Source organism: Pedobacter sp. PLR (assembly GCF_026239675.1).
Taxonomy (GTDB): Bacteria; Bacteroidota; Bacteroidia; order Sphingobacteriales; family Sphingobacteriaceae; genus Pedobacter.
Map to the genome: position 1 here is coordinate 98834 of NZ_JAPIVQ010000001.1, position 24678 is coordinate 123511.

A 24678-nucleotide genomic window follows, 5' to 3' on the forward strand; every position below is an offset into this window, starting at 1 on the left:
ATTGGATAGAGAAAAACATCACCCGGCTTTAATTGCCGCAACAGGGCTTACTCCTGATGCTCTGATTGCCTGATAAAACACCGTAACCAAAGAGATCAACAAGGCTAAAAATCCGGCAACCATAAAGAACCAAAGTTGCAGATCTATGCGATAAGCAAAGGAATCAAGCCAGTTTTGACATAGTAAATAACCAATTGGCAATGCTATAAGGATGGAAATGAGCACTGGCTTTGTAAAATCTTTAGATAATGGACGGTTTATGTTCAGATTTGGACAAATACTATGGTCTACCCTACTCACCGGATAACAGCTATTCGACTAGATATTTTCATCCGATATCAGCTGACTTATTTTCTCTTGAATCAGTTGCTGTTCAGCTGATGTTTTTGCCAATATTTTTGACCTTTCAAAGTATTCTTTTGCCTTCGTTTTATCTATACTTTTATAGAGCTCTCCAAGCAGTATGAAATAAAAATGGTTGTTATCCAGCTTTAACTTTTCCGCTTCAGGTAGCGCAACGGCTGCTCCATTCGCTTTATAGAGCGCAAATGTTCTATTGAGGGCAGCCCCTGGAGAATAATTTATGATCACAAGCTGATTATACAATTGCAAAATCTCTTCCCATTTTTCTACAGTATCTTCTTTTGTACAATGGCAATAAGCAATTTTGGCTTCCAGGTGATAAGTACTTAATTCTTCACCGGTAGCGGAACGCTTCAAAAAATAAATACCTCTGCTCAGCAGCTCTTGATCCCACAGACCTTCATCTTGCTGTTCGTATAAAATCTGTTCCCCCTCACTACTTTGCCGGGCATCAAAGCGCGAAGCGTGAAAACACATCAAAGCGATCAGCGCATTTGTTTTTGGCTGGTTCGTCTTTTCATTTGCTGTAAGCAAGACGCCCAACCGCAATGCTTCAATACAAAAATCCTTTCGCAGAATCTGATTCTGAGTTTTAGAGTAATACCCTTCGCTAAAAAGCAAGTAAATGATATGTAGCACATTATCCAGGCGTTTAACAATTTCATTTTCGGCAGGAAAAGCCAGTTGAATCTGCTCGGTTCGCAGTTTTTCTTTCGCTCTGAACAACCTTTTATTTATGGTTTCCTTGTTGGACAAGAATGCTTCTGCGATTTCATCAATCCCAAAGCCGCAAAGAATACGTAATGCCAGACCAATTTGTGCTTCGCTGGCAATTTCCGGCGTACATATGGCAAAAAGCATTTGCAGCTGGCTGTCCTTGATGTTTTCTTCTGAAAAGCTAAATTCATCTGTACCTTCCAGCAATTCCTGCTTTTGGCTAAGCGCTGGTACTACCTTCTCTTCAAAAATTTTGTTCCTTCTAAAATAGGAAAGTGTCTTTTGCTTTGCGACAGTATAGAGCCACGCGGATGGGTTTGCCGGTAGCCCTTTTATTTTCCAGGTTTCCGTTGCCAGTAGAAATGTTTCACTAACGATGTCTTCAGCCTGTTCTATATGCTGCAACCCGTAGCGCTTACTGATTACAGCAACCATCTTAGAAAACTCCTGCTGGAATAAATGCTTTAAAAATTCCTTCTCCATAAGTATTTACCAGAGCAGTGGTCACAAAACACAGCTGCTCTGGCTTTTATTTTAAACAAAAACCGGTCTGATTTCAACACTACCATTTGCGTCTAGCGCCGGACAACCGTGAGCCAATGTGGTTGCTTCTTCCAGATCGTTAGCCATAATGACAATAAAGCCACCCAACCTTTCTCTGATCTCTACAAAAGGACCGTCCGTAACCACACCTCCCGGCTTAAGTACCTTGCCCGCTGGCTCCAGTCTGGCCCCATGGTTTTTTAATTTCCCCTGTGCCGCAATCCCACCTATCCAATCATTCCATTTTTTATTTAGCACCTCCTTTTCCTGATCCGTGGTATTGCTTTGATCATAGCTAGTCTGGCGAAATACGAATATAAAGTCTCTCATTTTATTAGTTTTTATAATGTCTCAATATATGAATTTGCTTGAATAGCATTTACTTCTATTTTACCAATTGCACTTTATGTTGACCAACCTGGTAACCTCCAGCTGTGGTACGAAATGAAATATTGATTCGATTGTAACTATTAATCGTGGTTATTGCCAATGTCAGGTCAATAAGTTCTTCGTCAGAAAACTGTGCAGCAGCCTTTTCATAGACGTCATCGGCAACATTTCCATCCCTGATTTTCGTCACAGCTTCTGCCCATTCCAATGCAGCACGTTCACGTGCGCTATAAAAAGGAGCTTCCCGCCAGGCATCCAGTAGAAAAATACGTTGTGGCGTCTCCCCTGTTGCAATCAAGTCCTTGGAATGCATATCCAGGCAATAAGCACAACCATTAATTTGTGATACCCGGAAATAAATCAGGTGTAAAAGCTCTTGTTCAATTGAACATTTCCCAAGGTAGGCACCTATACCGTACATTGCTTTCATTGCATTTTGGCCTTTTTCAAAGGCATTAATTCTCTGTTCCATGTTATATTGTTTTATAAAATTTGATTTATACCACAATAATGCATGAGCATATAGAAATTGGACAGCTGATTGAAATTATTTTAAAATAAAAATCTTTTACCCAATTAAGAAAACCTGATTCATGAACAACTTATTAGCGATAGTGGATGTTTTATACCTGCTATTATTTAATGAATTTTAAATCCAATATTGTTATGATACTCCAATATCTTACCAGTGAATTCGAAAATGAAGTAAACAGCACACAGAAATTATTACAGGCGGTTCCAGAAAACTGCAAGATAACTGGACCCTGAAAGTAGGCGAATGGATAGTTCCTGGCCCAATGCCAAGGGGCATCGCGACGCGGGGATTTCTTTTTAATCATCTTTATCACCATCGTGGCGAATTGATCGTTTACCTGCGGGCAACAGGAAACAAAGTACCGGGCATGTATGGCCCTACTTATGAAGACAGTAAGAAAATTTAATCCTCTTACCTCATTATCCTCCAATTAAAACTGTTGGAAATCCCAGAGTAACCGTACCACCATGAGCGGTAGAATCACCCATTCTTACTGCGGGTTTGCCACAGATCAGGACGGTTGCAGATCCTTTTATCACTGAATCCGGAGGACCTACACAAACCGCCATATCCCCCACTAATGCGGCTGGCAAACCACCAATCAAAACCGTAGGGGCTCCGGGCCCAATCAAAGGACCTCCTACATGCGGAATCGGGACTATACCGGGGGTAATCATCGGACATACATGCATATCTGTTATTCTGGCAGCCATCATTCCCATAATTTGCTAATTAATCATTACAATACTTCCTTTAACTATGGTCTGACCCGATGATTTTAACTCAGCGGTGGCACCTCCTTCGGCTATAAAGCCAATTTTAGCTTTATTAGTCACGTTCATGCCTGAAACAACTGCGTCTTTTTTAGCCATCAGCTCTATTTTCCCACTTGCATCCAGGCTAATATCCCCTGATGCTTTAAGACTGATATCTTTGTCACTCACCATGCTAATTCCCTTAGAATCCATGGTGATGATATTGCCATGCTGATCGGAAATTACCATCCTTTTATTTTCATCATCCAGGGCGATTGCATTCCCTCCGGGAGTTCCCAGGGTCATCACTTTCTTTTCATCATCAAAAGAGATTTTAAGATTCCCTTTGGTGATGATAGACTTGATAAAATTGTTATTGTCTTTTGCCGGATGGACAGGTGCTTTTGAATTGCTGTAAAGTGAGCCTATCACTACGGGATAACGGGGGTTTGAATCCAAAAAGCCTACCACTACTTCATCCCCAATCTCAGGAAGAAATCCGGAACCTGCATTTGCCGTAGCATAAAAATTGGAGACCCTCGCCCAGGTACAGGTTTGGTTATCGGCACTTGAATTTAAAGTCAGCTGGATACGATGTAAAGATTGTGGATCTTCAAAAAGATTTTTAACCGTAGCGATCTGTAAGCCGCTGACCGCAGGCAACTGACCTGCAGCAAGAGGAAGATTAAAATTTCCCTGCTCGGCAATGGGTGCAACATCCAGACCAAAGCCAACGGTAGTCTTCCAGGATCCATTTTCAATACAATGGTTTACCGAAGAAACAAAGGCATTTCCGCTATACCTGGAGCCAACACCTTCCAGCAACACCAATTTTCCAGGCAGAACTGATCCATTCCCCTGAAAAGTAACACTCCCCTTCAATGCTGAAAGGCGCATTTTTAACGAAGAAGCATTTGCCCGGGCTTCAATTTCTGCCTTTTCCATGGCTGCGCAGGTAAATATATTGCCTTGATCAGGAAGCCCCGGTTCTGTGGCATTTGCCTTCAGCAAAGTCAGCGTTTTAATATCCCAAACAGAAGCCTCCAATTCCGGAGACTGCATCCGGGCATCGAGTTCTGCATTAAAACTCTGGATACTATCACCAAAAGCAAGTCGCAGTACCGGATCAGCACTCAGCTTTGGCAAAGCAATCTCTACCGTATTACCTTTTACGCAGGTGACTAATAACCCATAAAACGCTGCTCTTGAAAGGATGAAATCCCAATCAGTTGCCCCTTTCTGAGTAACCGTTTCCTGGATAAGCGAAGTACTGTCAACCACTCCCTTCAATTGATTATCTTTGATGATCTTCTTTAGAATATCACCATCCGACAGACCGGTAAACTCCACATCTTTACGATTAAAAGTCATGCCAATCGCCTCATGTTTACAGCTCAGCATTAACCTGAAAACATTGTCACCACTAATCTCAATACTTTGTTTAACAATCACTCCACTGAATATGGACAGTTTATCTTCAGCACCGTAACCACCGAGAATTTCAATCTTATTTCCAGGCACAAAACTATCACTGTCAATGATCGGGAAAGCCATGGTATCCACAGCCCCATCAGCAAAGGTCAGTTCAGCATACGAGATGCGATTTACCTCATGATAGATCTCTACAGAGATCAGGGGATAATAATCAGGAATAATGGTGCCTGAAACTTTCACTACCAGGGAAAGAGTAGGATCTATGATGTCTGCCGGTGATTTGATTGCCATTTAATTTAGTTATACTACTCCCATCCAAATAATTATTTTTTATCGCTTTGCTGGTATTTTTCAAAAGCATCCTTTGAGACTTTTTCTCCCAGGAGGTAATAACTTTCGAAAAGAATGCTTCCATCGGGTTTGTACATGTGCGAAACGCCGTGTCTTTTCCCGTTTTCAAATGTTGAATCCATACTTTTTTTACCCGATAGGTATGATACTGATAAACCGTTTTGCAAATCGTCCTTATAATTATTCTCAGTCACAATTTTACCCCCATTATAAACACGATAAATTCCGTTTCGCTTATCATTTTCATAATTAGCCTCGGTAGTAAGCTGATCGTCAGAATAGGTTAAGGACAAACAATCTTTTTTACCTGCCTTATATGCTGATTTATTGACGATTTTACCCCCGGTATACATTTCGCTTGTACCGTGTTGCTTCCCATCTTTATATTCCTGACGTAACCAAACTTTGTCCTCACTGTCGTAATTTTCTTTTAAACCGTTGCATACACCTTTTTTATAATACAGTTTACATTCCATTCTTCCGCCTTGCGAGTACCAAAAGGCCTCACCCGTAATCAACCCCTTTTTAATGGTGTACAAAGCGAAGCTACTCTCATCTAAAGGAATTTTATACTGGCCTTCCAATAGTTTATCATTTAAGGACAGTACCATTTCTGTACTATCAGCATTATAGGTTTTAACCAGATGTTTCCATTGAATCTCTTCAGGCAACTGCGCAAAAAGGCTTGTACCCAGACCAAGAAAGATAAAGGTACAGCTGAGTTTTAAAATAATTTTTTGATGATTTTTCATATGGAGAACTTATTCTATTCCTTTTACCTTCATTGGCAAAGTGTAAATCGCTTCACGGGCAGTAATGAACAGCACATTCTTATCTTTTCCTGAAAAACAGATGTTACTGGGTCCATGAGGAACCTTAATCCGGGCAATCATTTGCCCCTTAGCGTTGAAAATCAGGATACCGTTACGAGCCGTTAAGTAAATATTTCCATTTTCGTCCAGGGTCATACCATCCGAACCAGACTCCATCAGCAATTGCTTTCCAGCCAGGTCCCCATTATTTTCAATGGAGTATTGGTACGTTTTACCTGCCCCGATGTCGGCGATATACAAATACTTTCCATCAGCAGTTCCAACGATGCCATTTGGTCTGATCATCCCATTGGCAACACGTCTTGGCTCTTTTGCCCCTTTCGGAAGATAGTAAACATCATTGCTACTTAAATCTCTGGCAGTTCTTGTCCAATAATCACGTTTATAATAAGGATCTGTAAAATAGATATCTCCTTTAGCATTGATCCAAAGGTCATTCGGTCCGTTAAATTGTTTTCCCTGAAAATCTGCCAGTAACACCTTTCTTTTTCCATTGGGTTTTATAGCCCATAACTCACCGTTTTCATCAGCACAGGCTACCAGATTCCCTTTTGGATCGAAATAGGTTCCGTTAGCTCTCCCGGATTTATCAAGGAATACCGACAATTTTCCATCCGTACTATATTTCCAGATTTTATCGTTTGGCTGATCAGTAAAAAACACATTCCCTTGTTTGTCCGGGGAACATCCTTCTGTAAAACTGAAATCATTGGCTATCAATTTAAGCTCGTCCTGAACAAAGAGGTTTGCTGTTCCCGGATCAACTTCCTGCGCATATAGAAAGGAAGAACAAAACAACAGCAAGAACATTAAATTAAGCTTACATAGATTCATAGGAGATGGATTACATTTCAAATGTAGAAAAAAGTATCAATTAGTTTTTTCTACATTTTCTTCAACCGCTGAAAGTGCTGATTAAAAAAATAGTGTCGGTATTATTACGGATAAATTTACCATATTAGGTAAAACCTTTAATTTTATGATGGACAAGAAATACCTTATCGCTTTAGGTGCATCAGCGGGTGGGCTCCATGCTTTATCAGAATTCTTTGATAATACGCTTCCTGATGCCGTTTCCTATGTGATTACAACACATTTGTATCCACATCAAAAGAGCACTTTGACTGAAATTATACAAAAACATAGCAGCCTTCAAGTTTGTGAAGTAGAAAATGACATGCAAATACAGCCTAATATCATCTATGTGATGCCCGAAAACAAAGTAATGTCTATAATTAATGGCAATCTGATTTTAACTCAAAGGGACTTATCTATAAAAGTGAACATGGCCATTGATATATTTTTCAGTTCATTAGCTAAGGATACTATGTTTAAAAAAATCGCTGTTATTTTATCCGGAATGGGTAAGGATGGTACTAAGGGTGTGAAAATGATTGCCGAAGCAGGTGGATACGTTATTGCCCAAAGCCTCCTGTCTGCTGGTGAAGATAGTATGCCGGAAAGTGTTATTATTTCCGGATGTGCCAATGAAATCCTGTCCCCTAAACAAATGCCACAAGCTATAATTGATTATGTGGGAAGATCATCATCAAAGAACAATTGAAACCAGGCGAGGTGCCCGGGGAATTAAAAAAGGCTTAGAGAAAATCTAAGCCTTTTTCGTTTAATTTATGGAAAATAACCTGCTATTATTTGTCAAGCAAATCCGTAAGCTTTCCGTCTACCTTGTTATTGCCCAGATCTGCACCTATCACTCTTTCAAAAAGAACTCTTTTTTTATTGCTATGATATGCAGGGTATGCAGTATTGGTAGTGATCCTATTATTTTTAAAAACCAGTCCATTTACCGATTTGGCATAAAGTATAGGTTGATCAAAAGTATCAAACTTATTGTTTTCTATCTTTATACCCGAGTGAAAGTATTTCTTTTGCCCTTTAAGATCAGGTATCTCGGGATAAATGGAAATGACAGCACTGGTAAATTGGTACATACTGGTTAAGGCATTGACAAACGTATTGTTACGAATCGTAATATCTCTACAAGATCCGGTTTCGTACCAGCCATTGCTGTCGCCACACAGCACTATGGCACTGCCCGACGTATGATCAAATAAGTTATCAGCTACCAATGTTGGTTTTGGCGTACTAAATAATGCACCCCTTGCCCTATTGTTGCGGATTGTATTACCGGTAAAAATTACTGATGGCGTCCAGGATAAGTTTTCTATCCCTACATCCGTTTTTGACGGATCAATATCCTTGTCCAAAACATTAGTAAATTCAATCTTAAACTCCTTAACAGGATCTCCGGGATTAGATTTTATAGGGGTAATCGAAGCAATAGTATTCTTCGCATCCCATAAATCCATGGTTTTCGACTGAATAAATTGAATCGTATCTTTTAAGTTTCCCCAGTCAAAACCATAAGATTGCCCTTCCATATATCTGCCAATCACCGTACGATCGTCCAATCTTTTTATCATTTTCAGATAAGTTCCATGAATATTGATCGCATCGTCCATCATGCCTTCGTACAAACCATTTTTAGAGACAATCTCCCCTTTACATCCGGAAAAATGCGTAGCATCTGCTTGAGTAGTAAAATATCTCGGGTCGTTTTTCCCTCTTAAACACACACCAAAACCATCCATATAGATGTTTTCTGTCAGCTGTGCCAAAAGGCCCATTCCTTCTGCATAATGTACTTTTACGTTCAGGAGCGTAATATCCTTCCCTTTATGTACAAAAATACCTGGAGTTGGACGGTGCCAGCTTCTCATGGCGATAACCGTTCCGGGAATCAGCATTTTGTTCTTCCAGTGATGCGCCTTTATCCTTCCGGGGGAAAGCTCAGTTACACCTTTAGTGCCTACTCTGATATCTCCACTATTGTAAATGATATGCTTAGTCTTATTTTCAAAAGCGATCCCTGAAGTCGGATTCATCTCCCAACCTTCTCCTAAATTGTAAAGCACACTATCTTTTATTTTGTAAGTCACCCAGGGAGCTGTTTCATAGATTATAGTACCTGCAATTGGATCATTTTCTACAATCTTGATCTGCGTAATTTGTGGTTTTTCGAAATCAATACTCAGGTTTTTGACTTTCACATTCTGGCTTTCAATTAATGCCAGGGGAATCATACGGCCATGAAACATCAGGTCCGCGCCATTGCCGTCCAATGTAATGTTTTTGAAATGATCTAGTTCAATACCTACTGTCTTTGGGTTATTCTGATCGTGGTTCGAGATATAGTATTCTCTTTTTAGCGCTCCTTCCGGATGAAAATTATACTTCCCTTTCTGGAACTGAATGACAATTGCATCCTGATCAGTAGTCTTGCTTTTAATTTCTTTAAGTAATTCCCCTAATAAAGGGCTTATATTTTCACCAGTATTTGGTTTTATACCATAAGCGGAAAGCTTATATACTTTCGTACTGATTTGTGCTTTTAATGGGACTATTAAACTGAAGGTTAACAGCACCAATAAGATGTTTTTTTTCAAGTGATTAAATTAATTAGGGTTCATGAATTATTTACGAGCGGAATATACAAAGTAAAAAATAAGAGCCCGCGTTAATGGCTCTTATTTTTGACCTTCGTCTATAGTATTATGGTTAGAAATTAATAACCTGTGTTTTGGTCATTTTTCAATAAAGGATTCAAATCCATTGCTGATTGCGGAATTGGGAACAAGAGTAAACGGTTATCCCAGGATTTTTTAACCACCGAGTAACCATTCGGTGCAAAGGTCTCTCTGTTCATTACAGATGCCGCATAAGTGCCGCCATAACGACGTACGTCAACATTATATTTATCAGAAAATTTAGTCCGGTTTTCAATAGATAACTTTATATTTAGTTATGAATAATTCAGTGAAGTATATCGGTTTATTATTGATATGGCTGGTCGTTCTCACCTTTTGTTTCTGGCCTAAGCCAGGCAAGATTGAGGTAGTAGATGACCTGGCCTTGAAAGTTACTGGTGTGAAATGGAACGATTCATTATTTAAACATCTTCCACCAGGAATTGACACCAGTATCCTGGTAAAGGACAGCAAAGGAAAACCCATGAGTTTTCGTCAGTATCTCATTCCTGTTTTTAACCACGAAGCCATGATTTATCAGGATCGTGGCACATGGAGATTACACTGGCTAACCAAAGAAGCTAATGATTCACTGGAAAAGGATGACGATGCGGTTGCCCGCCATGAAAGAGTCTCCGCTTATCGTAGACCGGACGAAGAACAAAGTTGGAAATATAAACTGGAGAACATTGCCCATACGCTTTCCCTGGCGGATCATATTCTAGTCCTCAAGGGCAAACGTAAAATGATCGTTAGCCGAAAAAACAAACCGATAATTTCCTTTAATATAGATCTTGGGTTTAGTCCGGTGGGTAATAAAATAACAGAGGGGGATGGTAAAACCCCGGAAGGCATCTACAGCCTTGATGTGAAATTTACGCGAAGCGATAAGTACTACAAGAGTTTCCTGATCTCTTATCCGAATGAAGCAGACAAAGCATTGGCGAAAAAGTATGGGCTAAAACCAGGTTCTTCCATAATGATTCACGGCACGACCCCCGCAAAAGTTAATGCAAAAGACTGGACTGCCGGCTGTATCGCACTACAGAACAAAGACATTGATCAATTATTTAACCTGGTAAATTCGGGAACAATTATCGAAGTACGAAAATGAGTGGACTATCGGCTTATACCCTTTAGTCAGTCAGAATGATTTTCAATTTAAGGACGGCTGCTTCCATCAATTCCCGACTAAATCCGGTAAAGCCCAGAATCAATGCTGCAGGATGTTTAAAGGCCACAGACAGTTCGTCTACTGCGTATATAAAAACACCATTGGCTCTTGCTTTACAGGCTACGGCTGTGGCTTCCTGATCATTTAACAACCAGGCTGCCAGGTGCATTCCGGCATCTGTCGTATCCACCCGAAGGTAGTCTCCAAGATGCTGCTTTAACAAAGCGACCAATTCCTCCTGAGCTTTGCGGTAAACTAACCTCATCCTTCTCAGGTGTCTTGAATAATGCCCGCCGAGGATAAATTCAGTTAAAATTGCCTGATCAATTACCGGGCTTTGCCGATCGATGACTGCTTTAGCAATCGTAAATTGTTGCGCAAGGGCTACCGAAGGCAGCACCATATACCCAATTCTCAAGGCAGGAAATAAGGTCTTGTTAAAAGTGCCCACATAAATTACTTTTCCAAAAGTATCCAGTCCCTTAAGGGCTGGTATTGGCCTGTTCACATAACGGAACTCACTTTCATAATCATCTTCTATCACCCACATATTTTGTTGTGCAGCCCTTTTCAGCAACTTTATCCTTTCCATTAGCGGCATCGTTTCCCCCAGAGGATACTGATGGGATGGCGTTACATAGGCCAACTTTGCAGCAGGAAAGTGGTGTATGGCATAGTCCAGATCCATACCTGAAGCAGAAATGGGAACCGGACAGATTTTAGCACCGAAACGGGCAAAAGCTGATTTTGCTCTCAGAAAACCAGGATCCTCCATCCAGCATTGGTCCTCTTTTTTTAAAAGCAGTTCCGCAATAAGATGCATCGCCTGACTGGAGCCATTGACCAGGACAATATGATCCGCAGTACAGCTAATCGAACGATTAATCCGAAGGTAATCTGTCAACGCCTCCCTTAAGGGAAGATAGCCCTGTGCACTATCATAACCCAGATGAAGCTTATGAATATTTCGGTACACATTGGCTGCTATCTTTGCCCATATCTGGAATGGGAAATCTGCTAAAGAAGGGATGGAGGGCTGAAAAGGCAACATCGCTTCCTGCCCGATATAGTTTAAAACGAATTTCGCATGTAAGGGAAGCTCTTCCGTTTCAGTAGCAATCAAAGTGCTTTCTTCGGTTCCTAAAATCTTCTTTAATTTTCTGACAACAGGTTTCAATTCATTGAGCTGCTCACAAACATAGGTACCATCACCAGTTTTACTGGTTAAAAAACCTTCCAGTGTCAACTGTTCAAAAGCCAGTAACACACAATTCCTGGAAATACTGAATTCCGCAGCCAGACTTCTGGTAGAAGGCATCCGATCCCCATGCTTAAGCATCCCATCAAACACCCCCCGCTTAATCTCATCATATAACTGAATGTAAAGTGGTGTTTTAAGTGTACGTTCCAGATGGATAAAAGTCAACAGGATCTCGGGTGAAATTTTGCTCATGAATTGGCTCTATTAATTCTTTGTATAATGGCTCTTTACAAAGAACCAATGTAAGCTTAGTTTTGCAGATAACAAATCAGCTTTCCGATCATGCCAAAGACTATTCCGCATCCCCTCCTTACGACACTTACCTTAGGTATTTTAACCGCCATTGGATCTATCTCCATTGACATCTACCTACCTGCATTTAGTGCAATGTCCACTTATTTTAAAGTGCCCATGGTGCGGATAGAGCATACAATAACGCTGTTTCTTTTCGGGATGGCCTTTGGTCAGTTATTCATAGGCCCTCTTTCTGATACCTGGGGTAGGAAAATACCATTAAGAATTGGTTTAGCAGTTTACATTGTTTGTAGTGTTTGTTGCATACTGACCAACTCTTTTACCTGGTTGCTGGCACTAAGGTTTGTACAGGGGCTGGCAGGAAGCTCCTGTCAGGTGATATCCAGAGCATTGGTAAATGATCTTTACAAGGGCCGAAATGTGGCACATGTTTTCACGCTTCTACAAATTCTGATGGGCGTATCACCAATTCTTGCCCCTATGATCGGGGGTATGCTCTCAGATGAATCCACCTGGAAGTATTTATTTTTGATTATGGCTCTGATTTCAGGAGTTGGATTGTTGGGATGTTTGACTGTTCTGCCAGATGGGAAGCCCGGCACTGAAAGTAAAGTATTAAATTTTCAGACCATCCGATACGGTTATCTTCAATGTATTAAGCATCCTGCATTTGTAAATTATGCTTTAGTCAGAGCGGTTAGTAATAGCGCAGCCTTTGCCATGATTACTGGTTCTCCATTTGTATTCACCAATATCTATTCCCTGACCAGGAAACAATTTGGCTTCACCTTTTCTATGTTCGCCGTAGGAATTATCTGCGCAGGGCTGATCAACACCAGATTACTAAAATATTTTGAGATCAAAGTCATTACAAAATTTGCACTGATCTGTCAGCTGATCACCGGGGCGACAATGGTTTTGGTCATCTATTTTAATGGACCATTCTACCTATTGCTTTCGCTTGCGTTTATATTTCTCGCTATGCTAGGTCCGATTTTGCCAAATACAACCGCTTTATACCTGGCTTCCCTCCCTACGTTTACAGGTTCGGCATCAGCACTAATTGGCTCACTGAGTTATTTGTCGGCCTTCCTGATTACCTCAATCCTAAGCTTAGTCCACAACAATACCGCTTACCCTATGATTTCCACCATGTGGGCCTGCACAATAATTGCTTTAGGCTGCTTGCTTTATAGGAAAACAGTCATCGGAACGCTGGATAAAGGGATATAAGTCCTATCTCCTTATATTTTTTTTACCTACAAATCAACAGATTAAACCAAAAAACCATGTTAAATTAAAATTAAGCCCATGTTAATGCAGAAAAGCTGCATAATTTTGATACTTTTGCATTCCCTCAAAAAGGGAAATGATTCCGTAGCTCAGCTGGTAGAGCATTACACTTTTAATGTAGTGGTCCTGGGTTCGAATCCCAGCGGGATCACAAGATTCATAATCAAAACGTACAAAAGGCTGTTAATCGCATGATTAACGGCCTTTTTACTTTTACGGGGGTACCAAAACTTGCACCAATTCTCATATAAAAAGTGAGCGATTAGGTGAGTCATTTGGAAAATCCACCCTACTCACCGAATTGCGCATATTTAGCTACTGAACAGGTAGTTACAAACTGAACATCTTGTAAGCGTTAAACTGCAAAGCTATTTTTGTTTCACCCTTAATCATTAAATGATGAAAACGAACTTCAGCCTGCTTTTCTATCTGAAAAAGCAAAAGAACTACATCAGTGGCAACACCCCTATTTACATGAGAATTACGGTTGACGGTAAACGCGCAGAAATTGCGACCAGCAGGGATTGTAACCCAAGCCGTTGGAGTAAGCGATCCAGCCGATTGATCGGAACTAAAGAAGATGTTAAAATGCTTAATTCCTATTTGGATCAACTGCAAAGTTCCGTTTATCAGGCACATCAGGAGTTGGTTAGTTTCGGTATTGGAATCAGCTCGGAGGCCATTAAATGCCGGTATCTGGGAAAAATGAACGGTTCACACACTTTACTAGAGGCTGTTAAAGATCACAACGTAAAGATGCAGTCTCTCGTCGGCAAAGGCTATGTACAAGGCACATTGAACCGTTATAAGGTCTTAGAAAAACACTTGGCAACTTTTCTCGTTTCAAAATATGAGCTGACGGATATGGATATTAAAAGAGTAGATCAAGCCTTCCTGAATGATTTTGACTACTATTTAAGGTCTGATAAAAACTGCGAGAATAACTATGTGGTTAAAAACGTCAAGAATTTAGGAAAGATCCTGCGCATTGGTTTGGAAAACGGCTGGGTGGAAAAAGATCATTTTCTAGGTTACAAAGGCAAAACCAAGAATGTTGACCGTTATTACCTTAATCAAGAGGAACTGGAACAGATCGCCGGAAAAGAGTTCCTATCTGAAAGATTAAGGCAGGTTCGTGATGTTTTTGTCTTTTGCTGTTTTACCGGACTGGCTTACGTAGATGTATTTAAATTGAAACAGGAGCATATCCAAAAGGGAAATGACGGGGAACGCTGGATTTTCACCAATAGGCAAAAGACAAAAACCAGATCGGCAATCCCCCTGCTACCCACAGCAGTTAAAATAATGGATCGTTATGCAACAAACAAGGTTTGCGTAAATAAAGGGAATTTACTTCCTGTTCCCAGCAACCAAAAGCTAAACGAGTATCTGAAAGAAATAGCAGATCTCTGCGGGATTGACAAGAAACTAACCTCCCACATTGCCCGCCATACTTTTGCAACTACCGTAACGCTTTTAAATGGGGTACCGATTGAAAGCATATCGAAGATGTTGGGGCACACAAACATCAGAACGACACAACACTATGCTAAGATATTAGACATTAAGGTCGGTGCAGATATGGCTTTATTAAGGGAGAAATACCATTAGCAATTCATGAAACTGGCTTCTCTGCCAAAATTCTTACTCTTTTTTATGGCTTTTGAGAAACCCCAAGTTGCGCAGGGGTTTCCCTCCTTTATTTATTCTAGCCTTTTGGGGCTAGAATAAATAAAGGCAAGGAGTTTTTGGGTACCCAAAAACACAACCTGCCGATTACAAAACAAAGAGATTTTGTAACCGGAAGATGAGGTCTAGAAGCGGATTTCTGCATATCATCTGCACAGAACAAAGCTACTATTCCGCTTAGCTAGCCTATTGTTATACTAACTAATCAGCATTACACATAAGCAATTAGTTTACTAAACCTACAGCCATATTGCTGTATAGCTGAATAAGCACCGAGGCGTTGACCTATTTAGCCATTTCGGCATCAGTGTAATCGAAATTTATATCTTTGACTTAGATATCAAATTCTAATTATCTTCAAAATCAGTTTTATTAAAACCAATGGACAACATATTTGACACAAACCACTTATATCCTGAGTATGAGTCAACATTAAAACAACACTTTGGCGACTATTTTGACAGTGTATTCATTGCTTTTTCTCCTTTCTTTCAGCTGAACAACAATGAGCAAGGAGAACTTGAAGTCAGCCCTACAAAAACCATAAGCCTAGTAGAGCTTCAGGAAAGGGATGATATTTTCAAAAATCTCAAACCTTTTGATGGGCGGGTAATTTATACTCAAAATCCTAATTATCCAACTAATGAGGAGATAATTAAGGATGGGGTAATTGTACCCTGGCAATATATATTAGAACATGGGGGCTTTAGCGAATTATCTGAGATTAACCTTGCATTAAGAACATCAATTGGCGCTCTAAGAAAGGATTTAAAAAAAGAAGATCTTCACAAGATACTTGACGAATTCACTAATAAAAATGGCATTTTTCATCCGACTGAAGGGCGTATTGAAATTTTAAGTTTAATTAAGATTTACAATTGCTTAACTGCGTTAGGGAAGTTAAAGCTTGTCGTAACCGATGAATTTTTTGAGGACAGAAAAACACTTAATATATCTGAGTTTACCTGTTCGGAATTTGTATTGCAGGTAAGGGGATATATGTACTTTTTCCCTATTGATAGGTCACTACTTTTTACCATAGACTGGGATAGCTTCTTCTATTTAATTTGTGGAGATCACGAATTACTCAATTATATTATACCTAAATTTGAGTTTGAAGGCTTTTATTGTAATGACGACACAATGCATAATTGGGATTTTTAAACATGGCAAAGAACCAATACATATATAGAAACCTTACAGTAGAAATTTTAGACGAACCAAACTACATATTTGGTTCTGCTGATAATAACTTCAAATATTCGAAACATCACTTTGGAGAAGCAGGGGGTGAATACCCAACTTCAAAACATGGAATAAAAATATTTAATGAAAATCAACTGGTAAATGATTGTATTATTATCGGATCAGGTGGGGCAACAATCATTAATCCAGATTCCTCAATTATCAACAATGATGAATTAATTATATGTTGCTGCGACACTGTTTACTGTTTAACAATAGCTGACTTGGAACTAAAATGGCAAAAAAGGGCCGATCAGGTTACTTGCTTTGGGGTCTATAAATTACAAAATGACTATTTAATTCATGGAGAAGTTGAAATATCTCGGCTTGATAAAGAAGGTAATACCATTTGGAAATTTGGCGGTTATGATATTTTTGTTTCTCTTGATGATGAATCATTTTTATTAAACGTCGATCATATTGAGTTAACAGATTTTTGTAAAACAAAATATAAAATTGATTTTAATGGAAAAGTACTCGACTAAGCCCCACTACTTATACCTGTAAAATTATCTTCCTACCCGCATTTCATAAATCATTAATATAATATAGGCACTAAATACGACCGCAGCTATAATAAAGGGCTTCCTTATTGATTTCGTGCGGTATTTTGTGCTGATTCCAATGTACCTTCCCCAAAACAATTCATACATAAGCAATACACCCACTCCATTAGCTAAAAAGACATAAGATGTCCCTATATTTATGTAATCCGCAACAACTAAAGCTAGTAAATTATATAAAATACCATACAAAATTACTGGCCAGGTTGGCTTATTGGCATCCTTACAATTGGCCGCCAGCATAAACGAACCAAAGAATACTGAAAACAAAATAGAGAAGCAATAAATGGCTCTTTTTGAGTAATACTGCGGAGTATCAAGATTAACAACGACATTTTCATCCCAACCTGAGACTCGTTCGTTCTGCTCCTTTTTCCTTTTAACTTCCAGCTGTATTTCGATATTATCAATTAACCCTTCAGGCAATTGTACATTCCTATTATTCAGTTCTTTTAAGGCCAGACCAACAGCTTCTTCTGTATGTTTATCAATATTTTTAACATAAAACATTAATTCATTATTTGTTTTTTCGGACAAGATTTTCTTGAGAGCGCTCATTTTTATATTTTAGTTGACGAACTTAACCCAAAAATTTCAACTTTAGAAGTTTCTTCAACAGAACAACTGTATGTCTTGTCCGGAAATAGCTATACAGTTATATAGCCTATTGCTTATTTGCTGTTAGCTGCCTACCATCGCATGATTTCAAGTACTTTGCTACGCTCGAAAACACCCGTTTATACAGCCGTAAAAAGGGCAGCCCCTTTTTCATCCAGTCTGATTTCCACAGCCTTTGAATTTGTTCTTAGTTTACCTGTCATTACTCGATAATAACTCCTTCACTCTTAGGTATTCAGGCAGATAAAAGCCGTCCGAAAAACTTTCATAGTAGTGTTGATATTTCTCTTGAAGAATTCCAAAATCCTTTCTCCCTAATAATTTGGCCAATATTAGCCCCTTGGTTCCTTTAAAAATAAACCCAGTTAAAACGGTATTATCATCATTAATTTGATGGTCTACTGCGGGGAGATTATTATACTTTTCAAAAAATGGAGTTCCAACCGACTTAAAGAGTTTAAACAATTCACTCGCTACACGATCGATTTGCGCTTCTTCAAATAAATCAAATCTTGCCTCCAATCCGTTGATGTTTAAATTTTCTATACTGGTACCAAGTGTAGGTGTTCCCTTATGATACTTTTTCTCAAAATTAGATACCTGATGAAACAAGTCTTCTACCACATTAAAGCGTATTAATAAACCTGGTCTAATGTTCCAACCTTCGCTCCTTACAAGGAAAGTAGTACTAAACATATTCCATCCAAACTCAGTTTTTTGAATAAAAGAATCATCAGATTTTTTTAATTTATAATCATAAGGCTTGAGCTTTTCGCTCAAAGCTTTCAAGATCTCATTTTTTAAGAAGTTCCTTTTCGTCATTTTTTATTACCAGTAAAGATCAGAGGTGAGCGATTCGGTTAGTACCAATCCAGAAACTCCAAGATAATGAATAAATCCAGATTTTCGCACTAAGTGTGAATCCCAACGGGATCACGAAAGCCTATCAAATTCTTTCATAAGGCCAATAGCATAAAGTCTTTCATTAACAGTCATATCACCCAAACCTTCTATCTTAGCGATCTCCTTCAGGTAACTTTCATCACTCTTTCCAAACATAGATGTAAGATAGCACTTTGCTTCCATCCTTTCATATTCATGCTTTGTTGTTGTTTATTAAGAGAAAGGTCCGGATCGTGGATATTGTAACTACTGGAAGACTGTAAACATAAAGTTCAGAATCGGAATCCTTAACAGATATAACAGTAACAACAATATTGAAACCAGCAAGTAGGATTTTGCATTAGATAGACTGTGTTTCGCTGTATTTCGGTAGAAACCAAAACCAAGAAACATTAATGCTATGATTAAGGGTAGCCATTCACCTACAAAGGTCATCGCCGGTAGCCTCCCAATTCTATCTGCACTAGCACCACTACCGTAAATGTTCCAGAATACAAACGGAATCAGAAAGATATATAAAAACGTTGTAGCTAATGCGATAGCAAGCAAGATGAATACCAAATGCCACCATCTAGTCTCACTATTAACAATATGTTTAACTTTGTACTTCATTTTAATTGGTCGTAACTTTTTTAAACTGACAGGAACAACTTGTTAATCGATCGTGACGCTACCATAAATCCCCCCTTTCATAGAATTACCCTCATTGTCAAGAAATAGGCCATCTACCATAACGGAATAGTATTGCATTAGTGGCTTGAAAGATGGTTTCAATCCCCTCGGCCGAAGCTCAATTAAGTTGCTTAACAAGATGAAATCTTTAGGTTTTATGAGCTCCACCACTAACCGTTTACCTCCTCTGTCATTGACAATAGTGCCAAAGAGGTTGCCGTTCTTCCAATCATCTGGTTCGTGAACAATTATCCTTACTTGCGTTCCTCTCATAATTACTAACAAACTTACATCATAAATAAGAAAGAGAATGTGCCCTAAAGCAGTCTCAATAGACCAATAACTAAAAGAAATAGTCCACCTATAATGAGATAGTTTGAGTATTTCTTTGCAGAACTCCATCCATCATTGTTTGTCGAATACTTGGCCATTATACCCAGAAATATCAGACAACCAGAAGAAATTAGACCCATGATGATTTAGCTATAGTTAACTTTGTTGGAGCAATATAAATACATTTCTTCAAGAATTAAGCCTCTAATTCAAGTCTTGCAATTAGATTCAGTATAATATGCTCACCAACACGCGAATTGAGAGAGAAATCTAAGCATAGGCAATCCACAGGATGACTGCTTAGTATGCCTTGACGCAAGCCTTTGGCGTCAATATCTGCTTCAAATATGATCACAAAGGTATAGTTTTACTCGACAGAATGGTGAACACGTAATGAAGGAGAGCTGATGTAATTAAAAATAAATTGAACCCAGTGATTGCAGATTATGAATGCGAGGAAACCTATCACGTAATCGGGACTTTGTGGAAATCATTAAGTATAACAGATATAGTTTAGACTGAATGAATCCAGGATAAGTACTTATCCTAGATGAACGAAGGCATATCTGGTGTCGTTAATGCACCTACTTAGTAGCGGTGGAATACCTTATTTCCAAGCACCAGCCGAAATGCCATGTTTTGCAGAAAGTGCTGTCGATCCAATTCTACCCTCAAGAAGCTCTTTGACCAAAGACTCCTTGAAACTTACACTAAACTTTGTTTTTCTATTCATAAAAATGCCCCAAGAAAGTGTCTAACTTTTTGGGGGCTGTGCAGTCTAACTTTATGGGGGCATTGCATACTTTACTCCCCCCTTTTTTTTTGATCAACCACTCGAATACCGACTTCATTAACCTGTGGAATAATCAGATACCGATCAATAAGATTCCAATCTCCAAAAGATGTTAATCCAATTTTTGGGTCATCAAATATTGAATTATGATGAATTATATGAGGGCTATCAAAAAGCCCCATTAAAAAATATCGAATATCAAAAATTTCTTCTATTTCTTTTAAAATAGATTCAATATCCGGTTTTGTTATAAAAAATACAGTCTGTTTACTACCCATTGTTTTTTAACTAACCCTAACCATCATCCCTATTGAAAAAAGGCTGCACTCACCTCAAAACTTTCCATTAGAAAATAATTATTTACATTTGTACGTGACAACACCAAGCACTTCACCTCAGAAAAAACTACTTTGTTCTTTTGCTTCAATTTCTGCTTAATAATTAAGTTACCATCTAATTCATAATAAAAGATATTCCAAAATAAAGAAATGCTCAATGACCCAAGAATTTAAACCTAAATTTAATTTCCTAATTCCAATTTTTCGATTGATTTATTGCGTTTTTCTATCGGGAATTACTGTCATATTTGCCTACCATTTAGTCCTAAGCATTATGGATACAGAACGCGCCCCAATAGAAATCGGTGCTATTCTATTAGGCTTATTATTGTTTTATTCCTATAGTTATGTAATTACAAAATCATTCTTCCTCCAAACTAAGAAAATTGCCGTTACAAAAGACTTTTTAAAAGAAATCAATTATTTAAGGAATACCACTAGGTTAATAACAAAAGAAGATATCATTGGATTTAGTACTTCTGTAATACCATATAAAATTGGCAGATTCTCACAAATCATAGTTTATCTAAAAGATAATGAAAAGATAGAACTTATACAGTTTTGCTATTTCAACTTCAAAGAGATTGAACCTGTATTACTTAACTGTGGGTACAAATATTTAGGCTTTGAAATATACCGGTGGAAGTGGTTTGATAGTAGACACTATAAATACGAAACAGCAGCATCTCCAAACAACCAAAACTAGTTTAACTCAGTTATTATCACTTTTTAGTATATTTACAATGTAGCAATTGTAGCAAAAACGTACAAATAAAAGGTGAGCGATTCGGTTAGCACCAATTCAAAAACCTCCCAGATAATGAATAAACGCTGATTTTCGCACTAGGTGTGAATCCCAGCGGGATCACAGAAAGGCTTAGAGAAATCTAAGCCTTTGTTGTTTTAAACCCTATAAATTGTACTACTAACCGTTTTTAAAAAAAAAATTAGAGGTTGCCAAACGATTCACCGAATGGCATATATTATTAATTCTATATTGCACCATCCCGTTTTTCAATATCATGAACTGTTCGGCAATACTTGTCGTATATCATTTCAAAAGGTTCATAATTACTTTCTGGCTTCCACTTTTCTATTGTGGTATGCGTCTCTCCTTCCGTAAACGTTTTCGAATCTATTAAAGTCCCTTTTCTACTGTCTTTAAATTCAAAACCAACTTGATCGTAAATACTTTTCAACCAGATCAGGTAGCGCTTTAAAATTTATAGCATCACTTTTTATTCTTATTTTATTGTTTTTTTGCTTGTAGGGGAATAACCTATTTAGCCACCATGGTTTTTCCTTTTGAGTACATATTGGTAATTCATTAACAAAAATGATATACTCAGCGCAATGCTCATTTCTGGAATCTGAATAAATAATGGTATCAATACTATTCCATTTAATGAAACAAGAACAGTCAAATAAAGTCATTTCAAAATCAATTCCATCCGGGTTGAAAACCAATTGGTTTCTATTGGACTCTATGGCTTTGCAAGGGCTGAAACCAAATACCTGCCCATATGTCAATAATATTGGGATGATGATAAAAGCTCCAATAACAATCCAGCCATAGAATGGAATGATTTCAATTTTTTGGACTGCGAAATAAAGCAATGCACATCCTATTAAAAAGAAAATGATAAGCGGAATAGCAAAGATTAAAATGGGATTTTTTTTCAATTATTCTCTTCATAAAATTTCAATAAACTCACATGAAATTCCTTCCTAATCGCTAAGTAAGTTGAAAAGAAAGCTTCAGCAGGCTGATTAATACTCAAATTATAATGTTGCCATATCAATTACAAACCTGTAACGTACATCTCCTTTTTCCATACGTTCATAAGCAGTATGAATATCTTTCATGTCAATCATTTCTATTTCAGAAACAATATTATGTTCTGCACAAAAATCAAGCATTTCCTGAGTTTCAGCAATCCCTCCGATACCAGAGCCTGCAACGCTTTTTCTTCCCCCCAGCAAACTGAAAGGCTGTATTTCTGCTGGTTTAGGTGGAACGCCCACACAGATCAGCGTACCATCAGTTCTCAGTAAAGATAAGTACATATTAAAATCATGCTCTGCTGAAACCGTATCCAGGATAAAGTCAAATGTGCCCATTGCAGCCTTAACCTGAGCTTCATCTGTAGTCAGAACAAAATTGTGGGCGCCCAATTTTCTTGCATCTTCTTGCTTTTTAGGGGAAGTACTTAACACAGTTACTTCAGCACCAAAGGCAACGCCAAATTTTACAGCCATATGCCCCAGTCCACCAAGCCCCAATACGGCAAGTTTATGACCTCTTCCTACTTTCCAATGCCTTAAAGGAGAGTAAGTAGTAATACCGGCACACAATAGCGGTGCTACGGCAGCCAGGTTTAACTTATCTGATACATGCAGTACAAACTCTTCCCTAACCACTACGGTATTGGAATAACCGCCATAGGTTGGTGTTTTACCGTCTCTTTCTAAACTATTATAGGTACCCGTACTTCCTTCCAGACAATATTGTTCCAGGTCTTTCTTACAGTTTTCACAAACCTGACAAGAGTCTACCATGCATCCGGTACCGGCAAGGTCGCCTACTTTGAATTTTTTCACATGGTCGCCAACTTTAACTACACGACCAACAATCTCATGTCCGGGAACCATTGGGAATATACCTGGAAACCAATCGTTTTTAATTTGATGCAGATCTGAGTGACAAACACCACAAAATAAGATATCAAACTGTATATCATGCGGACCAACTTCCCGGCGTTCAAAAGCCCAGGGAGCCAAATTTGTATCTGCGCTTTGCGCAGCATATCCTTTTGTTTCTATCATCTTATAAAGATAAGTAATTGTACAATTGGCTATTCATTAAATTGGTCCCTTTTGATAAGGGAGTCCTGGATGTCCTCTTAAAGTATTTGAAGTATATTCTTCGCATAGCAATCCTCGTTTCTGTAAAATTGGAATTACTTGTTCCACGAAACCCTTAATTGAGGAAAGTCCAGAATCCGGGACCACACTAAACCCTTTTCCCACTCCGGCTTCAAACCATTGCTGAAATTTATCGGCAATAGCCTCAGGTGTCCCTAAAAAGATCGGATGGTAATTGATAGGGCCAAAAGCCAATACCTCCCTGATTGTATAACCCTTCCTGGCTAACTCATAAGCATACATTGACCTTTGTAATAAGATGATTGACCCGGTTTCCGGCAAATGTATTGGCTGCTATCGTTTGCGGGGCAGAGCCATTCATTTTAACAGTTCCTGCTGATGTTTCAAATGCCCCGGAATTGTTGATCTATCCTGTTATCTCCAATGTTCCACCTGTTATAGTTAGTGAGGCATTACTTTGAACAGTTACATTTTTTACAGCACCTGTTCCTGTATTTAACAGTGGGTAACGAGGAACACCTGCAGGCACTGTCATATTGGTTGTGGTGGTTGATCCTGTCCAGGTTGTTTCTAACGAACACATAGCAATCGTTGCAGACAGGCCATCAATCGCTATCGCTCCTAAAGTAGAAAATAACCTTCCTTTAAGCGTGCCTCCGGCCATAACTGTTGAAGCACCCGTTATTGCCCCTTCAACTTTCCAATATACATTACACCCACTAATTGGGTTGATGGACAAACCTGTGGTTGAAGAATAGGTACCTCCAGCTGTCCCTGTTCGGGTTACTGTAGCAGTTGCCATATCTGAACGGTAGGGAGAACCGGAATAAGTAATCGCCGCAGATGGGCCGGCTGTAATGATAACCGTGATGATTGCCGGCAAACTAAGACATCCATCTGTTTGTGTAACTATATAATTTGTAGATCCAATTGTTGTTGTAGAGGGAGTGGGAGCCGCTAAGAAGTAAATTGAGGATTTCACCGACTTTCATATAAAGCAACGATTATCTGTAATGTAAACACTTAAACGACTATTATCTCACTAAACACAGAACTATGGCAATAGCGAGCAACTAAAAGATGAACGAGTATTTAAATGAAAATGCTACCTGGTGTGAAATTGATAAACCACTTAACATTACATAAATATTTTCGTTATTAAATCCTTAGCATAGCGTTTCAAAAC

At 38.7% G+C, this 24678-nt stretch carries 26 protein-coding genes and 1 tRNA gene; 9 read left to right on the plus strand and 18 right to left on the minus strand.

The genetic code is table 11. The features are described from left to right. Positions 1 to 18 precede the first annotated feature (18 nt). Genes OQX61_RS00365 through OQX61_RS00380 form a run of 4 tightly spaced genes read right to left on the minus strand, consistent with a single transcriptional unit; the run spans position 19 to position 2485 of the window. The gene (locus OQX61_RS00365; RefSeq protein ID WP_265839654.1) at positions 19 to 300 is read right to left on the minus strand and encodes a hypothetical protein; all 282 of its coding nucleotides are present in this window, start codon (positions 298 to 300) and stop codon (positions 19 to 21) included. Between the two features lie 18 nt (positions 301 to 318). Further along, the gene (locus OQX61_RS00370) at positions 319 to 1563 is read right to left on the minus strand and encodes a sigma-70 family RNA polymerase sigma factor (protein ID WP_265839655.1); all 1245 of its coding nucleotides are present in this window, start codon (positions 1561 to 1563) and stop codon (positions 319 to 321) included. Between the two features lie 51 nt (positions 1564 to 1614). After that, positions 1615 to 1953 (minus strand): YciI family protein, encoded by a 339-nt coding sequence (locus tag OQX61_RS00375; protein WP_265839656.1) that lies wholly within the window; start codon positions 1951 to 1953, stop codon positions 1615 to 1617. Positions 1954 to 2008: 55 nt separating this feature from the next. Continuing rightward, positions 2009 to 2485 (minus strand): carboxymuconolactone decarboxylase family protein, encoded by a 477-nt coding sequence (locus OQX61_RS00380; protein ID WP_265839657.1) that lies wholly within the window; start codon positions 2483 to 2485, stop codon positions 2009 to 2011. 325 nt (positions 2486 to 2810) lie between these two features. Here OQX61_RS00380 and OQX61_RS00385 point away from each other — a divergent pair, with 325 nt between their 5' ends. Next, entirely contained in the window at positions 2811 to 2954 is a 144-nt protein-coding gene (locus tag OQX61_RS00385) for a DinB family protein (RefSeq protein ID WP_265839658.1), read from the plus strand. 13 nt (positions 2955 to 2967) lie between these two features. Here OQX61_RS00385 and OQX61_RS00390 read toward each other — a convergent pair whose 3' ends face one another. From OQX61_RS00390 to OQX61_RS00405, 4 genes are read right to left on the minus strand one after another with little or no spacing between them, the layout of a single operon-like run. After that, positions 2968 to 3270, minus strand: coding sequence for a PAAR domain-containing protein (locus OQX61_RS00390; protein ID WP_265839659.1), 303 nt, complete (start codon positions 3268 to 3270; stop codon positions 2968 to 2970). Between the two features lie 6 nt (positions 3271 to 3276). Next, entirely contained in the window at positions 3277 to 5028 is a 1752-nt protein-coding gene (locus OQX61_RS00395) for a phage baseplate assembly protein V (RefSeq protein WP_265839660.1), read from the minus strand. A gap of 32 nt (positions 5029 to 5060) precedes the next feature. Continuing rightward, positions 5061 to 5840 (minus strand): toxin-antitoxin system YwqK family antitoxin, encoded by a 780-nt coding sequence (locus tag OQX61_RS00400; protein WP_265839661.1) that lies wholly within the window; start codon positions 5838 to 5840, stop codon positions 5061 to 5063. A gap of 9 nt (positions 5841 to 5849) precedes the next feature. Then, entirely contained in the window at positions 5850 to 6755 is a 906-nt protein-coding gene (locus OQX61_RS00405) for an SMP-30/gluconolactonase/LRE family protein (RefSeq protein ID WP_265839662.1), read from the minus strand. 145 nt (positions 6756 to 6900) lie between these two features. On the opposite strand from OQX61_RS00405, the gene OQX61_RS00410 reads away from it, so the two are divergent. After that, entirely contained in the window at positions 6901 to 7485 is a 585-nt protein-coding gene (locus OQX61_RS00410) for a chemotaxis protein CheB (protein WP_265839663.1), read from the plus strand. An 85-nt stretch (positions 7486 to 7570) separates the two neighbouring features. On the opposite strand, the gene OQX61_RS00415 is transcribed toward OQX61_RS00410, so the two are convergent. After that, positions 7571 to 9388 carry a hypothetical protein gene (locus OQX61_RS00415; RefSeq protein WP_322973513.1) on the minus strand — a complete coding sequence of 606 codons (1818 nt, stop codon included), beginning with the start codon at positions 9386 to 9388 and terminating at the stop codon, positions 7571 to 7573. A 358-nt stretch (positions 9389 to 9746) separates the two neighbouring features. Between OQX61_RS00415 and OQX61_RS00420 the strand changes: the two genes are divergently transcribed. After that, positions 9747 to 10583 carry a L,D-transpeptidase family protein gene (locus OQX61_RS00420; protein WP_265839664.1) on the plus strand — a complete coding sequence of 279 codons (837 nt, stop codon included), beginning with the start codon at positions 9747 to 9749 and terminating at the stop codon, positions 10581 to 10583. Positions 10584 to 10605: 22 nt separating this feature from the next. Here the strand turns inward: OQX61_RS00420 and OQX61_RS00425 are convergent, their stop codons facing one another. Beyond that, complete coding sequence (locus OQX61_RS00425; RefSeq protein WP_265839665.1) at positions 10606 to 12096, minus strand: PLP-dependent aminotransferase family protein; 1491 nt, start codon at positions 12094 to 12096, stop codon at positions 10606 to 10608. Positions 12097 to 12186: 90 nt separating this feature from the next. Between OQX61_RS00425 and OQX61_RS00430 the strand changes: the two genes are divergently transcribed. The 5 genes from OQX61_RS00430 (at position 12187) to OQX61_RS00450 (ending at position 16871) form a co-directional block, all read left to right on the plus strand. Next, positions 12187 to 13392, plus strand: a complete 1206-nt coding sequence (locus tag OQX61_RS00430) for a multidrug effflux MFS transporter (RefSeq protein ID WP_265839666.1) — start codon at positions 12187 to 12189, stop codon at positions 13390 to 13392. A 138-nt stretch (positions 13393 to 13530) separates the two neighbouring features. After that, a tRNA-Lys gene (locus OQX61_RS00435) sits at positions 13531 to 13603 on the plus strand. A 245-nt stretch (positions 13604 to 13848) separates the two neighbouring features. Then, positions 13849 to 15063 carry a site-specific integrase gene (locus OQX61_RS00440; protein WP_322973514.1) on the plus strand — a complete coding sequence of 405 codons (1215 nt, stop codon included), beginning with the start codon at positions 13849 to 13851 and terminating at the stop codon, positions 15061 to 15063. A gap of 459 nt (positions 15064 to 15522) precedes the next feature. Then, entirely contained in the window at positions 15523 to 16305 is a 783-nt protein-coding gene (locus OQX61_RS00445) for a DUF2711 family protein (protein WP_265839667.1), read from the plus strand. Between the two features lie 2 nt (positions 16306 to 16307). Next, a complete protein-coding gene (locus OQX61_RS00450) occupies positions 16308 to 16871 on the plus strand; it encodes a hypothetical protein (protein ID WP_265839668.1) in 564 nt (187 codons plus the stop codon). A 24-nt stretch (positions 16872 to 16895) separates the two neighbouring features. Here the strand turns inward: OQX61_RS00450 and OQX61_RS00455 are convergent, their stop codons facing one another. The 4 genes from OQX61_RS00455 to OQX61_RS00470 all read right to left on the minus strand — a co-directional run bounded on the left by OQX61_RS00455 (position 16896) and on the right by OQX61_RS00470 (position 20546). Beyond that, positions 16896 to 17507: a hypothetical protein gene (locus OQX61_RS00455; protein ID WP_265839669.1), complete on the minus strand. Its 612-nt coding sequence runs from the start codon at positions 17505 to 17507 to the stop codon at positions 16896 to 16898. A gap of 252 nt (positions 17508 to 17759) precedes the next feature. Further along, on the minus strand, positions 17760 to 18389 hold the full coding sequence (locus OQX61_RS00460; protein WP_265839670.1) for a hypothetical protein: 630 nt from the start codon (positions 18387 to 18389) through the stop codon (positions 17760 to 17762). A 735-nt stretch (positions 18390 to 19124) separates the two neighbouring features. Beyond that, positions 19125 to 19415, minus strand: a complete 291-nt coding sequence (locus OQX61_RS00465) for a hypothetical protein (RefSeq protein ID WP_265839671.1) — start codon at positions 19413 to 19415, stop codon at positions 19125 to 19127. A gap of 864 nt (positions 19416 to 20279) precedes the next feature. Further along, positions 20280 to 20546: a hypothetical protein gene (locus OQX61_RS00470; protein ID WP_265839672.1), complete on the minus strand. Its 267-nt coding sequence runs from the start codon at positions 20544 to 20546 to the stop codon at positions 20280 to 20282. Between the two features lie 334 nt (positions 20547 to 20880). Here OQX61_RS00470 and OQX61_RS00475 point away from each other — a divergent pair, with 334 nt between their 5' ends. Then, on the plus strand, positions 20881 to 21312 hold the full coding sequence (locus OQX61_RS00475; protein ID WP_265839673.1) for a hypothetical protein: 432 nt from the start codon (positions 20881 to 20883) through the stop codon (positions 21310 to 21312). A gap of 461 nt (positions 21313 to 21773) precedes the next feature. Here OQX61_RS00475 and OQX61_RS00480 read toward each other — a convergent pair whose 3' ends face one another. The 4 genes from OQX61_RS00480 to OQX61_RS00495 form a co-directional block, all read right to left on the minus strand. Beyond that, entirely contained in the window at positions 21774 to 22289 is a 516-nt protein-coding gene (locus OQX61_RS00480) for a hypothetical protein (RefSeq protein WP_265839674.1), read from the minus strand. A gap of 99 nt (positions 22290 to 22388) precedes the next feature. Further along, a complete protein-coding gene (locus tag OQX61_RS00485; protein WP_265839675.1) occupies positions 22389 to 23432 on the minus strand; it encodes an NAD(P)-dependent alcohol dehydrogenase in 1044 nt (347 codons plus the stop codon). Positions 23433 to 23468: 36 nt separating this feature from the next. Further along, positions 23469 to 23774, minus strand: coding sequence for a hypothetical protein (locus tag OQX61_RS00490; RefSeq protein WP_265839676.1), 306 nt, complete (start codon positions 23772 to 23774; stop codon positions 23469 to 23471). Positions 23775 to 23898: 124 nt separating this feature from the next. Beyond that, positions 23899 to 24474, minus strand: coding sequence for a hypothetical protein (locus OQX61_RS00495; RefSeq protein WP_265839677.1), 576 nt, complete (start codon positions 24472 to 24474; stop codon positions 23899 to 23901). Positions 24475 to 24678 lie beyond the last annotated feature (204 nt).

Coding starts and splice junctions, on each gene's coding strand:
- OQX61_RS00425 (WP_265839665.1), bottom strand. CDS start 12,096: ATGAGCAAAATTTCACCCGAGATCCTGTTGACTTTTATCCATCTGGAA.
- OQX61_RS00370 (WP_265839655.1), bottom strand. CDS start 1,563: ATGGAGAAGGAATTTTTAAAGCATTTATTCCAGCAGGAGTTTTCTAAG.
- OQX61_RS00475 (WP_265839673.1), top strand. CDS start 20,881: ATGGATACAGAACGCGCCCCAATAGAAATCGGTGCTATTCTATTAGGC.
- OQX61_RS00470 (WP_265839672.1), bottom strand. CDS start 20,546: ATGGGTAGTAAACAGACTGTATTTTTTATAACAAAACCGGATATTGAA.
- OQX61_RS00420 (WP_265839664.1), top strand. CDS start 9,747: ATGAATAATTCAGTGAAGTATATCGGTTTATTATTGATATGGCTGGTC.
- OQX61_RS00400 (WP_265839661.1), bottom strand. CDS start 5,840: ATGAAAAATCATCAAAAAATTATTTTAAAACTCAGCTGTACCTTTATC.
- OQX61_RS00395 (WP_265839660.1), bottom strand. CDS start 5,028: ATGGCAATCAAATCACCGGCAGACATCATAGATCCTACTCTTTCCCTG.
- OQX61_RS00460 (WP_265839670.1), bottom strand. CDS start 18,389: ATGACGAAAAGGAACTTCTTAAAAAATGAGATCTTGAAAGCTTTGAGC.
- OQX61_RS00430 (WP_265839666.1), top strand. CDS start 12,187: ATGCCAAAGACTATTCCGCATCCCCTCCTTACGACACTTACCTTAGGT.
- OQX61_RS00410 (WP_265839663.1), top strand. CDS start 6,901: ATGATGGACAAGAAATACCTTATCGCTTTAGGTGCATCAGCGGGTGGG.
- OQX61_RS00490 (WP_265839676.1), bottom strand. CDS start 23,774: ATGTATGCTTATGAGTTAGCCAGGAAGGGTTATACAATCAGGGAGGTA.
- OQX61_RS00405 (WP_265839662.1), bottom strand. CDS start 6,755: ATGAATCTATGTAAGCTTAATTTAATGTTCTTGCTGTTGTTTTGTTCT.
- OQX61_RS00485 (WP_265839675.1), bottom strand. CDS start 23,432: ATGATAGAAACAAAAGGATATGCTGCGCAAAGCGCAGATACAAATTTG.
- OQX61_RS00445 (WP_265839667.1), top strand. CDS start 15,523: ATGGACAACATATTTGACACAAACCACTTATATCCTGAGTATGAGTCA.
- OQX61_RS00390 (WP_265839659.1), bottom strand. CDS start 3,270: ATGGGAATGATGGCTGCCAGAATAACAGATATGCATGTATGTCCGATG.
- OQX61_RS00385 (WP_265839658.1), top strand. CDS start 2,811: ATGCCAAGGGGCATCGCGACGCGGGGATTTCTTTTTAATCATCTTTAT.
- OQX61_RS00375 (WP_265839656.1), bottom strand. CDS start 1,953: ATGAGAGACTTTATATTCGTATTTCGCCAGACTAGCTATGATCAAAGC.
- OQX61_RS00440 (WP_322973514.1), top strand. CDS start 13,849: ATGATGAAAACGAACTTCAGCCTGCTTTTCTATCTGAAAAAGCAAAAG.
- OQX61_RS00465 (WP_265839671.1), bottom strand. CDS start 19,415: ATGAGAGGAACGCAAGTAAGGATAATTGTTCACGAACCAGATGATTGG.
- OQX61_RS00455 (WP_265839669.1), bottom strand. CDS start 17,507: ATGAGCGCTCTCAAGAAAATCTTGTCCGAAAAAACAAATAATGAATTA.
- OQX61_RS00450 (WP_265839668.1), top strand. CDS start 16,308: ATGGCAAAGAACCAATACATATATAGAAACCTTACAGTAGAAATTTTA.
- OQX61_RS00380 (WP_265839657.1), bottom strand. CDS start 2,485: ATGGAACAGAGAATTAATGCCTTTGAAAAAGGCCAAAATGCAATGAAA.